The 12,295-nt window shown below is 65.7% G+C and carries 13 protein-coding genes; 6 read left to right on the top strand and 7 right to left on the bottom strand.

Annotation, left to right across the window (positions count from 1 at the left end):
- The first annotated feature begins 61 nt into the window (after positions 1-61).
- Positions 62-433: an osmotically-inducible lipoprotein OsmE gene (osmE, locus tag ACFW0H_RS08690; protein ID WP_422913492.1), complete on the top strand. Its 372-nt coding sequence runs from the start codon at positions 62-64 to the stop codon at positions 431-433.
- A 224-nt stretch (positions 434-657) separates the two neighbouring features.
- A complete protein-coding gene (gene osmE / locus ACFW0H_RS08685) occupies positions 658-996 on the top strand; it encodes an osmotically-inducible lipoprotein OsmE (RefSeq protein WP_422913491.1) in 339 nt (112 codons plus the stop codon).
- 7 nt (positions 997-1,003) lie between these two features.
- Here osmE (ACFW0H_RS08685) and ACFW0H_RS08680 read toward each other — a convergent pair whose 3' ends face one another.
- Positions 1,004-3,052 (bottom strand): AsmA family protein, encoded by a 2,049-nt coding sequence (locus ACFW0H_RS08680; RefSeq protein ID WP_422913490.1) that lies wholly within the window; start codon positions 3,050-3,052, stop codon positions 1,004-1,006.
- A 284-nt stretch (positions 3,053-3,336) separates the two neighbouring features.
- On the opposite strand from ACFW0H_RS08680, the gene ACFW0H_RS08675 reads away from it, so the two are divergent.
- The 3 genes from ACFW0H_RS08675 to ACFW0H_RS08665 all read left to right on the top strand — a co-directional run bounded on the left by ACFW0H_RS08675 (position 3,337) and on the right by ACFW0H_RS08665 (position 5,774).
- The gene (locus tag ACFW0H_RS08675; RefSeq protein ID WP_422913489.1) at positions 3,337-3,747 is read left to right on the top strand and encodes a phage infection protein; all 411 of its coding nucleotides are present in this window, start codon (positions 3,337-3,339) and stop codon (positions 3,745-3,747) included.
- 148 nt (positions 3,748-3,895) lie between these two features.
- Positions 3,896-4,531: a TetR family transcriptional regulator gene (locus tag ACFW0H_RS08670; protein ID WP_422913488.1), complete on the top strand. Its 636-nt coding sequence runs from the start codon at positions 3,896-3,898 to the stop codon at positions 4,529-4,531.
- A gap of 328 nt (positions 4,532-4,859) precedes the next feature.
- Entirely contained in the window at positions 4,860-5,774 is a 915-nt protein-coding gene (locus ACFW0H_RS08665) for a glycerophosphodiester phosphodiesterase (RefSeq protein WP_422913487.1), read from the top strand.
- Here the strand turns inward: ACFW0H_RS08665 and ACFW0H_RS08660 are convergent.
- Positions 5,752-6,516, bottom strand: a complete 765-nt coding sequence (locus ACFW0H_RS08660) for an SDR family oxidoreductase (RefSeq protein WP_422913486.1) — start codon at positions 6,514-6,516, stop codon at positions 5,752-5,754. The genes ACFW0H_RS08665 and ACFW0H_RS08660 overlap by 23 nt on opposite strands.
- Positions 6,517-6,985: 469 nt before the next feature.
- Here ACFW0H_RS08660 and ACFW0H_RS08655 point away from each other — a divergent pair, with 469 nt between their 5' ends.
- A complete protein-coding gene (locus ACFW0H_RS08655) occupies positions 6,986-7,309 on the top strand; it encodes a putative quinol monooxygenase (protein ID WP_422913485.1) in 324 nt (107 codons plus the stop codon).
- 152 nt (positions 7,310-7,461) lie between these two features.
- Here the strand turns inward: ACFW0H_RS08655 and lhpI are convergent, their stop codons facing one another.
- The 5 genes from lhpI to ACFW0H_RS08630 form a co-directional block, all read right to left on the bottom strand.
- Complete coding sequence (lhpI, locus tag ACFW0H_RS08650) at positions 7,462-8,397, bottom strand: bifunctional Delta(1)-pyrroline-2-carboxylate/Delta(1)-piperideine-2-carboxylate reductase (RefSeq protein WP_422913484.1); 936 nt, start codon at positions 8,395-8,397, stop codon at positions 7,462-7,464.
- A gap of 90 nt (positions 8,398-8,487) precedes the next feature.
- Entirely contained in the window at positions 8,488-9,204 is a 717-nt protein-coding gene (locus tag ACFW0H_RS08645; protein WP_422913483.1) for an ABC transporter ATP-binding protein, read from the bottom strand.
- Positions 9,201-10,076 (bottom strand): ABC transporter ATP-binding protein, encoded by an 876-nt coding sequence (locus ACFW0H_RS08640; RefSeq protein ID WP_422913482.1) that lies wholly within the window; start codon positions 10,074-10,076, stop codon positions 9,201-9,203. The genes ACFW0H_RS08645 and ACFW0H_RS08640 overlap by 4 nt, the downstream gene beginning before the upstream one ends.
- On the bottom strand, positions 10,073-11,359 hold the full coding sequence (gene livM / locus ACFW0H_RS08635; protein WP_422913481.1) for a high-affinity branched-chain amino acid ABC transporter permease LivM: 1,287 nt from the start codon (positions 11,357-11,359) through the stop codon (positions 10,073-10,075). The genes ACFW0H_RS08640 and livM overlap by 4 nt, the downstream gene beginning before the upstream one ends.
- A 2-nt stretch (positions 11,360-11,361) precedes the next feature.
- Complete coding sequence (locus ACFW0H_RS08630) at positions 11,362-12,276, bottom strand: ABC transporter permease subunit (RefSeq protein ID WP_422913480.1); 915 nt, start codon at positions 12,274-12,276, stop codon at positions 11,362-11,364.
- Positions 12,277-12,295: the final 19 nt, after the last annotated feature.

The raw sequence follows: 12,295 nt of genomic DNA, 5'->3' as shown, positions 1-12,295 counted from the left end.
GCCGCGCGGACTAGGCTCATAGCCATCGCGGGCCTACCCGCGCCAATAGGGATGTTCCGCCATGAGCAAGCAAGCGCTGGCCTTGACCTGCGCCCTGGCCTCTGTGGTCGGGTGCGCCGGCAAGATGGAAAACCCCACGGACTTCTACACCTACCGCAACCAGCCCCTGGTCAAGCAGGTGGAAGAAGGCATGACCGAGCAGCAGGTGCGGACCATCGGCGGCCCGCCGTCTTCGTCCGTCCGGCGCGTTGTCCACGCGGGCATCTGCAACAACTACATCCTCAACCAGGATGGCCACCAGCAGGCCTACCACGTCAGCTTCGACGGTAGCGGACGGGTCGAGGAGACCGGTTTCATGACCTGCGAGCAACGGGAAAGCAACGAGCGCGAAAAATCCCCGCGCAGGGAAATCGATCGCGGCGGCGGCTATTGACCGGGCTGATGGGCTGAATGTGCAGCAACCATCAGATCGCCATCATCCAACACCGAGAGCCGCGCCAGACAAGGTCTCCAGCCGTCCAGCGCGGCATTTCGCCAGCTGCTGGCGCTGTGCCGTCCATCGCCTGGCCGGCATCCTGGCGTTCTCGGGCGAACTCTCCCCAGCTTCCGATGTTCCAAGCGCAGTATTTCAACTGCGTTAATCCACGAGGACCCCGGATGTACAAGCAAGCGCTTGTCATGGCTTGTGCCCTGGCATCGATGGCGGGATGCGCCAGCAAGATCGAGAACCCCACGGACTACATCACGTTCCGCGACCAGCCCCTGGTGAAGGACGTCGAACCCGGCATGAGCCGGCAGCAGGTGCTGATCATTGGCGGGCGCCCGTCTTCCGTCATCCAGCGCAGCGTGCACCCGGGCTCCTGCAACAATTACATCCTCAATGAGGAAGGGCATCAGCAGCCGTATCACGTCAGCTTCGACAGCAGCGGACGCGTGCGCCACAAGGGTTTCATGACCTGCGGACAGCGCGAACAGGTGGAGCGCGACCAGCTCTGAGCCAGCCCTAGCGCGTGCCCATCTGCTGCAGCAACGGCGCGCAAGTGCTGCTCACTTCGCCTCCGGCAGCCGGCGCCACCAGCGCCAGCAGGGCCGCCGCCGGCGCTACCGCCACGCCCAACGCCACCATGCCCGCGCCGCGCACCACCAGCGGCACCGTCTGCACCCCAGCCTGGGGTTCCTTGAAAGTCCCGCGCACATAGAGCGGCGAACGCAACGAGAACACCCGCATGCCCTTGGACTCCGGATTGACGCTGAGGTCCAGCCGCTCGTTGCGCAAATTGGCGCTGCCTTCCACCCGCACCAGCGCATTCTCGGTATCGAAGACGAACAGCCTCGGGGTCATCAGGCCGTCCTTCACACCCAGGTCCGCCGCCGCGCAATTGATCTTCACTTCCTCGTCACCGAACAGGCGGCCCACCAGGTAGTTGCCCACGTTCAAGCCCGCGATCTCCATCAGGTTGCGGCTGATGGTGCCGTCATTCACCAGCATCCGCAGTTCGCCGTTGGCGGTACCCAGCAATGCCGCCACCGAATTGCCCGTGCCGGACAGGTCGGCCTGGGCATTCAGCTCGCCCAGGCTGCTGCGCATGGCCTGGACGTTGGGAAGCAGCTCCTTGAGCTTGAAGTGCCGGGCCTGCAAGCGCGCCTTGCCGGTGAGCGGGGCACGACGGCCATCGAGTCGTATATCGGCGTCCAGCGCGCCGCCGGCCACGCCGAAGCGCAAAGGCTCGAGCCTGAGCTGGCCATCGTTGAGCACCAGATGAGTGGACAGGTCGCGGAAGGGCAGTTTTTCGCTGTGCTGGATGCGCTTGCCGGTGAAGGTCACGTCCGCATCCATCACCCGCCAGCGCTCGGTACGGAACGCTTCCACCGGCAGCACCTTACCCGCCGGCTGCGGGGTCGCCACGCCGCGCGCCTGCTGGCCGGACCTGGAGTCCGCGCCAATCAGCGGCGCCAGGTCGACGAAACGCAGCTGCTCCGAGGTCAGCGCGCCGGATAACTTGGGCCGGGGCTGGCGGGCCACATAGGTGAGGTCGCCGTGGATATCGCTGCCGCCAATGCGGCCATTGAAGTCCTGGTAGAGGAACTTGGCGCCACCTGGCTCGCGCAGGTTCGCCAGCAACCGGCCGTCAGTGGAATAGGCCGGAGTTTCAGGAAGGGTCACGCCGATCAGCGGGTAAAGCTGCGCCAGGCTCTTGCCCGAAAGCTGCATGCGCAGGTCCAGGGCGCCGAGCGCGCGGAGGTCAGTCAGGGTTCCGACCAGGGCGACTCGGGTGTCGCCGGCCCGGACCTCGGCCTGCAATGGCAAGGGCAGGTCGGCGTTCTGCAGCGCCAGCAGCCCTCCGACCTTGCCGCTGCCGTCCAGCGGATGGCCTCGGTAGCTGCCCTTGGCCTGCCAGCCGAAGCTGTAGTCCTGAGCAGCGAAGGTGGCAGGCCCGCCGCCCATGTCCGGCAGCAGCTCGCTGAAGGCAATCGGTTTGCCCAGGGGATCGACCACGATGTCCAGGCGGGTGCGGGTCTGGGCGTCGTCCACCTGGACGCGGCCCTTGTCGAAGCCGATGGTGCCGATATCGAGCGTCCAGCCGGAGGGCTTCTCCTCCTCGCCGTCAGGCCCGGCCGGCAACTCGAACGTCCAGTTGTTGCGGCCATCGGCCAGGCGCCGGACGCTGGCCCGGGGTGCGCCCAGGTCGATGCGCGGAATGCTCAGCTGGCGCCACAGCAAAGGCAGCGGCGCGACGCGGAATTCCACCCGTTCGAGGCTGACGAAATCCCCGCCCTTGGCCCACTCCGGATTGCCCAGGCGCAGTTTCTCGGCGACGAAATGGGGCCAGGGCACGAGGGCCCGCCAACCGCCCTCGCCGTCCTCGCGCTGCCAGATCACCTCGAGCTCGCCGTCGATGGCGAATGAGCGCCCCAGTTCGGCGGATACCCGCTCGTTGAGCGCCGGCTTGATGCGGTTCCAGTCGAAGGTGGCGACCAGCACCAGCAGAACCGCGAGCAGCACCGCCAGCGCCAGAACCGACCCAGCGAGGATGCGAAGACTTCGTGTCATGCACTACTCCCATTTGCCCCCGGCAGCCGCCTTCGGCGCCGCGTGATGTCCATGTCTTATCGACCCGCCATTGCGCCGGGTTGCTCCGTCCGAATGCCGAACGCAACCGGCGCAGCCTCCGAAGCCTGCCTGCGAAATGGCGCAAGGCATTGATTATAAAGAGCTTTCAGCAACATCAACGACATCGATAATCTCCATTGCGAGTGATCACTTTTTAATCAACGCCCCGTCCGTAACATGAGCTCCGTACCCAGTTTCCAGCCCCCTTCGAGGAGCCCACGATCATGAAAACCCACGCCTTCGCCGCCCTGATCATCGCCACCCTGAGCAGCTCCGTTTTCGCCCTGCCGTCCGACTTCCAGCCCGTACTGGGCGAGTCGAAGGAAGGCCGCTCCATCCAGGTCATCGATCCGGTTGCCGCTGAAGGCAGCTTCATGGTCCTGGACCGCGTTGCCGAAGGCGGCTCGGACCGCACCGGTGCCAACCGCATCGCCGAAGGCGGCTCGGACCGCACCGGTGCCAACCGCATCGCCGAAGGCGGCTCCGACCGCACCGGTGCCAACCGCATCGCCGAAGGTGGCTCGGACCGCACCGGTGCCAACCGCATCGCCGAAGGTGGCTCGGACCGCACCGGCGCCAACCGCATCGCCGAAGGTGGTTCCGACCGCCTGCTGCAAGCCCAGCGCGTCAGCTGATCGCCACTTGCTCCAGCCCCTCGAAGCCCGGCGAACGCCGGGCTTTTTGCTTCCCGCGTCACAGTCAGGATGGGCAGCCTTGCTGCCCGTGACGCCCGCAAAGCCCATTTGCTAGAGTGCGCCGCACATCCGCCAACGGCCGCGCTCCATGACCCAACGCTCGGAACAGAAGCAGCAAACCCGCCACGCCCTGATGGACGCCGCGCGGCTCCTGATGGACAGCGGCCGCGGCTTCGGCAGCCTGAGCCTGCGGGAAGTGGCGCGCACAGCCGGCATAGTGCCCACCGGTTTCTACCGTCACTTCAGCGACATGGACGAACTGGGCCTGGCCCTGGTGGAGGAAGTGGGCGAAACCTTCCGCGCCACCATCCGCATGGTCCGCCAGAACGAGTTCGAGCTGGGCGGCATCATTGACGCGTCAGTGCGCATCTTCCTCGATGCCGTGGCCGCCAACCGTGGCCAGTACCTCTTCCTCGCACGCGAGCAGTACGGTGGTTCACGCCCGGTGCGCCAGGCCATAGGCGCCCTGCGCCAGCGCATCACCGACGACCTGGCCACCGACCTCAAGCTGGTCAACCGCATGCCACAACTGGACGACCAGGGCCTGGACCTGGTGGCCGACCTGGTGGTGAAGACGGTATTCGCCACCCTGCCCGAGCTGATCGATCCGCCGGCGGATAACCTGGCGCCGCACCTGCTGCCCGCGGCCAAGATCACCCAGCAGCTGCGCTTCATCATGATCGGCGGCAAGTGCTGGCTGGGGCCTGGCAAGCCGGAAAGCTGACCGCCCCGCTGGTGCGCATCACCAGTGGCGCCTCAGCCGGTGCCGGGGTCTGGCTGCTGGCGGGTTGATCTGACTGCATGCGACATCACTCTCTGTAGGGGCGAATTCATTCGCCAAGGGCAGCGCAGCTGCCCGCAATCAAGGACGTCAGGCAGACCTCTGGCCTGCTTGGCGATTGAAATCGCCCCTACAAGGAACCTCCCATCACCGCCACAACGCGCTCCCCATCCCATCCCGCACACCTCCCCCTCGCCCCGCCGTCACGTCTTTGTCATAGTCCCCGCGTTTGATTCGGCACGCCTGTCCACGTCTTGCGGATAAGAACTACATGAAGCGCTTCGCCCGACTCCTTCTCGCCCCCCTCTTCCTCGTCGCCGTCACCCTGCTGGTGCTGGCCCTGACCAGCCGCCCGGCGGAACGCCCCGCGGTGCTCGCCGGCTTCGGCGAACGTCCCCTGGTGATCGCCCATCGCGGTGGCCGTGGCCTCTGGCCGGAAAACACCCTGTTCGCCTTCGAGCGCGCCAGCGCCCTCAAGGTGGACATGCTGGAAATGGATGTGCGCCGGACCCGCGATGGCGAGCTGGTGGTGCTCCACGACGCGCGGGTGGACCGCACCACCAATGGCAACGGAGAAGTGGCCGAGCTGACACTCGCCGAGGTGCAGGCGCTGGATGCCGGTTACCGCTGGACAGCCGATGGCGGCGAGAGCCATCCCTACCGTGGCCAGGACATTCGCATCCCCAGGTTCGCCGAGGTGCTGGAGCGCTTCCCGGAACAGCCCAAGGTGGTCGAGATCAAGGTGCCCGACGCGGGCATGGAAGAGCAGCTCTGTGCCCTGCTGGAGGAACACGACCAGCTGGAGCGGGTGCTGGTGGGGAGCTTCTACGAGCGCAGCCTGAAGCGCTTCCGCGAAGTCTGCCCGGGGGTCGCCACTTCGGCCGGGCCGACTTCGGTGCGGCTGCTGGTGGCGCTGAACTGGATCGGCCTGGGCCGCCTGGTCAGCCCGTCGTATCAGGCCCTGCAGATCCCCGAGCGCAGCGGCGGGCTGCAGGTGGCCAGCGAGGGCCTCATGCAAACCGCGCTGCAGCGCGGCCTGACGGTGCAGCTGTGGACCATCAACGAGCAACCGGCCATGCGCCAGTTGCTGGACATGGGCGCCAATGGCCTGATCACCGACTACCCGGATCGCGCCCTGCAGCTGCTGGGGCGCTCCACGCGCATCACTTCGCTGAACGATCGATAGCGAAACCGGCCCAGGTCTGGCTCACCGGCATCAGCTCCAGGCTGTTGATATTGATGTGGGCCGGCTGGTTCATGATCCAGAAGATGGTCTCGGCGATGTCTTGCGGCTGGATCGCCTCGGCGCCGGCGTAAGTGGCGTCGTACTTGGCCTGGTCACCGCCGAAGCGCACCAGGGAGAACTCGCTCTCGCACAGCCCCGGCTCGATGTTGGAAACGCGCACGCCGGTACCCACCAGGTCGTTGCGCAGGCTCAACGAGAACTGGCCGACGAAGGCCTTGGTGGCGCCGTATACGTGGCTGCCCGGATAGGGCCAGTTGCCCGCCACCGAGCCCAGGTTGACGATGCTGGCGCCACGACCGTGGGCGATCAGGCGCGGCAGCAGCAGGCGGGTGCTGTACATCAGGCCCTTGATGTTGGTGTCGACCATGGTGTCCCAGTCGTCCAGGCTGCACTTGGGCGCCGGGTCGGCCCCCAGGGCCAGGCCGGCGTTGTTGATCAGCCCGCGGATCTTGTCGAACTTCGCCGGCAGGCCGGCGATGCCCGCTTCCATGGCCGCGCGGTCGCGCACGTCCAGTTCCAGGGTGTGCACATCGGTCAGGGCCGAGAGTTCATCCTTGAGCGCCTGCAGGCGCGCGGCACGGCGGCCGGTCAGCACCAGCGACCAGCCGGCCTGGGCGAAGCGCCGGGCGCAGGCCTCGCCGAATCCCGAGGTGGCTCCGGTGATGAAAACGGTGGAAGTCATGCTGTTCTCCTTGCTCTGGGGCACGGGCCCGTTGCGAATAGACCGGCATAGGTTACGCCATCCACAGCGCCAAGCTCCTGGCGAAAATATCGCCATGTGCACGCAGCTCCCGCCGCCATTGGTCCGCAGCCCTTACTCCCAAGCTTATCCACAGCTTTCCGCACAGCTGCCGGGGACAACTCAGGCGAGATCGCACGACGCTGGATGAAGATTGCAAGTCACTGTTTACGCTACACAAACGAGTATTGATCAGATTTTGATCAGGTTCTTGTACGCGGCGTGAACCGGGGCTGGAGCCAGCTGCCACCAAGTTATCCACAGAGCCCTGCACAGGGATTGTGGGTACATCCAGTGGGCGAGCACCGGAAAATACATCCTGTCCGTGGATATCCCCGCATCGGACAAGCGGGCCCGGCTCGTTTCCCCATGGGCCTAGACTTCCCTGGCTAACCACAGAGGAGATCGGGCCATGGTCAAAGTCGCCTTGCTGGTACGCCTGGAAGCCAAGCCGGGCAAAGTCGCCGAGGTGGAGGATTTCCTTCGCGCCGGCCTGCCGCTGGTGCAGCAGGAACCCGATACCCTGGCCTGGTTCGCCCTGCGCATGGGGCCGCAAAGCTTCGGCATATTCGATGCCTTCGAACGCGAGCTGGGGCTGCAGGCGCACCTGGCCGGCCAGGTGGCCGCGGCGCTGATGGAGCGCGCAGGCGAGCTGTTCAGCACGCCGCCGCAGATCGAACGGGTCGAAGTGCTGGCGGCGAAGCTGCCGTTCGTCGAGGAGGAGGAGGAGTTCTAGGGCGAAATTCGAACAACGGGGTTGCGGGGGCAGGTGCCTTGCCGTGGGGGCGAATTCATTCGCCAAGCAGGCCGCAGGTCTGCCCTGCGGACTCACAGGGGCAGCCGCGCTGCCCTTGGCGAATGAATTCGCCCCTACAAGGCAAGTCCACCCTATGCATTCACAGTAGAGAGCAGCAACTGCGCGGCGATCAGGTCTTCCTGGGCATGCCCCACCGACTTGAACAGGGTGATTTCGCTGTTGCTCTGGCGGTGGCCCCGCCCATGCAGCAGGTCGGCGAGCTCGAAGTGGATGCTCTGCTCGGTGATGGCGCCATCGGCGATGGCGAAGAGCAGGTCGCCAGCCTCTTCCAGAGCCCCGGCACGGGTGTCGACCACGATGCGCGAACGGGCCACGGCGGCGCTGTCGGTTTCGCGCATGCTCGGCAGGAAGGCCCCCACCAGGTCCAGGTGGGTGCCCGGGTGCAGCCAGTCACCCAGGATCAGTGGCGAGGTGGAGGTGGTGACGCAGCTGATGCAGTCGGCCTGCTGGGCGCAGGTCTGCAGGTCGAGGGCGACATGCACCGGGTATCCCTCGGCTTCCAGCTGGCGCGCCAGCTCGGCGGCCTTCTCCGGGTGGCGGCCCCAGATATCCACACGTTCGTATCTGCGCACCACGCTGTGGGCGCGGACCATGTGCGCGGCCAGGGTGCCCGTGCCCACCACCAACAGGCGGCTGGCGTCGTGGCGCACCAGGGCGCTGGCGGCCAGCGCCGAGACGCAGGACGTGCGCCGAGCGGTGAGTTCCGAGGCTTCCATCACCGCCAGGGGGCGGCCGGTGGTGTCGTCGAACAGGGTGAAGAGCGCGGCGACCGAGGGCAGGCCCTTCTCGCCGTTACGGGGGAACACGGTGACCAGCTTCACGCCGACGCCCTGCCCCTTCTGCCAGACCGGCATGCACAGGAGCGAGGCATCGTCCGGCAGGGCATGGCTGGCCCGCACCGGTGCCTCGGCGAGGTTGGCCAGGCCCTGGCGCAGGGCTTCGATCAGTTGTGGATAAGCCAGCGCCGCGGCGACGTCGGCGTTGGTGAAGAAACGAAGATGGGACATGAATCCTCCGGATTCGCTTGAGGCTGAAGGCTTGAGGCTGAACGAGAAAGCGGCACCGGGCCGTTCGTCCAGCCTTCAGCCTTCAACGCTCTAGTGACCGCCGAGGTAGGCGTTGCGGACGTCCTGGTTGCCCAGCAGTTCCTCGCCCGTGCCGCTCATGCGGATTTCCCCGGTGACCATCACATAGGCGCGGTCGGAGAGCCTGAGCGCGTGGTTGGCGTTCTGCTCGACGAGGAAGATGGTCATGCCGGTCTGGGCCAGTTCCCGCAGGGTCTGGAAGATCTGCTTGACCACGATGGGTGCCAGGCCCAGGGAAGGCTCGTCGAGCAGCAGCAGCTTGGGGCGGCTCATCAGCGCACGAGCGATGGCGAGCATCTGCTGCTCGCCGCCGGACATGGTCATGGCGCGCTGGTTGCGCCGCTCCTTGAGGCGCGGGAAGAGGTCGAACATGCGCTCCATGTCCTCGCCCGCATGGTCCATACCGATGGGGATGGTGCCCATCAGCAGGTTCTCCTCCACGCTCATGTCGGGGAATACGCGGCGCCCTTCCGGCGATTGGGCGACACCGTTGGAGGCCACGTAGTGCGCCGACCTGTGGGTGATGTCGGTACCGCGGTAGACGATCGCGCCCCTCGCCGCGCGCGGCTGGCCGAAGATGGACATCAGCAGGGTGGACTTGCCCGCGCCGTTGGCGCCGATCAGGCTCACCGTCTCGCCTTCGTTGATGTGCAGGCTGACCTTCTTCAGCGCCTGGATGGGACCGTAGAAGACGTCGACATCCTTGAACTCCAGGAGGGGTGCGCTCATGCCACTTCCTCCTCTTCGGCGCCAAGGTATGCGGCAATCACCTTCGGATCGTGGCGGATCGCGTGGGGATTGCCCTCGGCGATCACTTCGCCGTGGTCCAGCACCACGATGTGGTCGGAAATGCTCATTACCATGCCCATGTCGTGTTCGATCAGCAGTACGGTCTGGTCGTGTTCGTCGCGCAGCTTGCGGATGATCCGGCTGAGCGCCTCGGTCTCGGCCGGATTGAGGCCGGCGGCCGGTTCGTCCAGGCAGATCAGCTGCGGCCGGGTGCACATGGCGCGGGCGATCTCCAGCCGACGCTGCTGGCCGTAGGACATTTCCCCAGCCAGGCGGTTGGCGCAGTCCACCAAGTCCACCACTTCCAGCCAGTAGAAGGCATGGTCCAGGGCGTCCTCCTCGGCCTTGCGGTAGCCCGGCGTGTTGAAGATGCCGGCCAGCAGGTTGCGGTTGACCCACATGTGCTGGGCCACCAGCAGGTTCTCCACCACCGACATTTCGCGGAACAGGCGGATGTTCTGGAAGGTACGCGCCAGACCCGCGCGGTTCACCAGGTGGGTACCGCCGAACATCTTGTAGTGCAGGCGACTGGCGAACTGGGCCGGATTGACGAAATCGGTCGGCTGGAACGGCTCGCCCAGCACCTGGATGACATCGGTCGAGACGCCACGGGTGTTGAGCTGGATGCGTCCGCCGGTGGCCTTGTAGAAACCGGTCAGGCAGTTGAACACGGTGGTCTTGCCCGCGCCGTTGGGGCCGATCAGCGCCGAGATGGAGCCGCGCTTGATCTTCAGGCTGACGTCATTGAGCGCCTTGATGCCACCGAAGTGCATCATCAGGTGCTCGACGCTGAGGATGTATTCGTCGCTCATGGGGCTACTCCTTTACGCGGGGTGAAGCCGGTACGGCTGATGCGAATCAGCCCGCGCGGCCGCCAGATCATCATCAGCACCATGAGGACGCCGAAGAGCAGCACGCGGTAGTCGGCGAAGGTGCGCAGCAGCTCCGGTGCGACGGTGAGGACGAAGGCGGCGATCACCACCCCGATGGTAGAACCCATGCCGCCGAGCACGACGATGGCGAGGATCAACGCCGACTCGAAGAAGGTGAAGGACGACGGGTTGACGAAGCCCTGGTAGCTGGCGAAGAAGACCCCGGCCAGGCCAGCGGTGGAGGCGCCCAGCATGAAGGCCGAGAGTTTCACCAGCACGTGGTTCAGGCCCATGGCGCGACAGGCGATTTCATCCTCGCGCAGCGCTTCCCAGGCGCGCCCCACCGGCATGCGGGTCAGTCGGTGCTTGACGTAGAGCACCAGCAGCACGACCAGGAAAAGCACCACGTAGATGAACAGGAACTTCAGGTTCGGGTTGTAGGCGATGCCGAAGAACTCGTGGAACGGTACCCCGCCCTCTTTCGCCCGGCGACCGAGCTCCAGCCCCATGAAGGTCGGCGAGGGCACCGACATGCCATTCGGGCCGCCGGTGAAGTCCAGCCAGTTGTTGAGGATCAGGCGGATGATCTCACCGAAGCCCAGGGTGACGATGGCCAGGTAGTCGCCGTGCATGCGCAGCACCGGGAAGCCCAGCAGCGCACCGGCCAGGGCGGCCATCAGCGCCGACAGCGGCAGCACGCTCCAGAAGCCCAGGCCCAGGTACTCGTAGCCGAGCGCCAGGCCGTAGGCGCCGATGGCGTAGAAGGCCACGTAGCCGAGGTCGAGCAGGCCGGCGAGGCCCACCACTATGTTCAGCCCCAGCCCCAGCAGCACGTAGATCAGCCCGAGGATCACCACGGTGAGCAGGTACTTGGTGGCCACGAAGGGGAAGAGCACCGCGGCGACCACGATCAGCGGGAGAATCCAGCGCAGCCGGCTCTTGTGGTCGGGCGAGCGCACGTGCACCCCGGAGCCGGCGGTTTCGAAACGCTGCATCATGGCTTCGCCGCGCGCGGTCTGCGTGTACAGGCTGAGGGCGAAACGGCCGGCCATGACCATGCCGATCATCCAGCCGACGCGACCGAACTCGAGGTTGAAGCTGTAGCCGTCGAGCACCACACCCATGATGGGGCCGAAGACGATGAGGGCGAGCAGGCCGGCGATGATGGCGTCGATCAGGCTCTTGGTGATATCCAGGGGTTTCCTGGCGATGGCAGAGGACATGCTTACACCTTCGCGACGAACGGACGGCCCAGCAGGCCTTGGGGACGGAAGATCAGGATCAGCACCAGCAGGGAGAAGCTGAACACGTCCTTGTAGTCGGTGTTGACCATGCCGGAGAACTGCGCCTCGGCGATGCCGAGGATGATGCCGCCGAGCATGGCGCCGGGCAGCGAGCCGATGCCACCGAGCACCGCGGCGGTGAAGGCCTTGATGCCGATGATGAAGCCGGCATAGAAGTCGAAGGTGCCGTAGTTCATGGTGATCAGCACGCCGGCCAGGGCCGCCATCGCGGCGCCGATGACGAAGACGTAGGAGATGACCCGGTCGGTGTTGATGCCGAGGATCGAGGCCATCTTGCGGTCCTGCTGGGTGGCACGGCACATGCGGCCGAGCTTGGTGTGCTGGATCACGTAGGTGAGCACGCCCATGCCGATGAAGGCGGCGACCAGGATGAACACCTTGGTGTAGGTGAGCTGCACGAAGCCTTCGCCCACGTGGAACTTCAGCGCGCCGTCAAGCAGGGTGGGCACGCCCTGCTGGCGGGCCCCTTGGCTCAGCTGCACATAGTTCTGCAGGATCAGCGACATGCCGATGGCGGAGATCAGCGGCGCCAGGCGGGTGGAGTTGCGCAGCGGCTTGTAGGCGATGCGCTCGATCACGAAACCGTACACGCCGGTCACCAGGATGGTGAACAGCAGGGTGCCGAGGATCAGCAGGGGGAAGGATTCCAGGCCGAAGAAGGCCAGGATGGCCATGGTGATTGCGGCGAGGTAGGCGGAGATCATGTACACCTCGCCGTGGGCGAAGTTGATCATGCCGATGATGCCGTAAACCATGGTGTAACCGATGGCGATCAGACCGTAGACCGACCCGAGGGTCAGCCCGTTGATCAGCTGTTGCAGGATAATACCGTCCATCACTCAGTCTCGTCTTTTG

The organism is Metapseudomonas cellulosilytica (assembly GCF_049334135.1).
In the GTDB taxonomy this organism is placed as follows: domain Bacteria; phylum Pseudomonadota; class Gammaproteobacteria; order Pseudomonadales; family Pseudomonadaceae; genus Metapseudomonas.
Note: the sequence above shows the minus strand (reverse complement) of the source record. Positions and strands in the feature narration are given on the sequence as shown.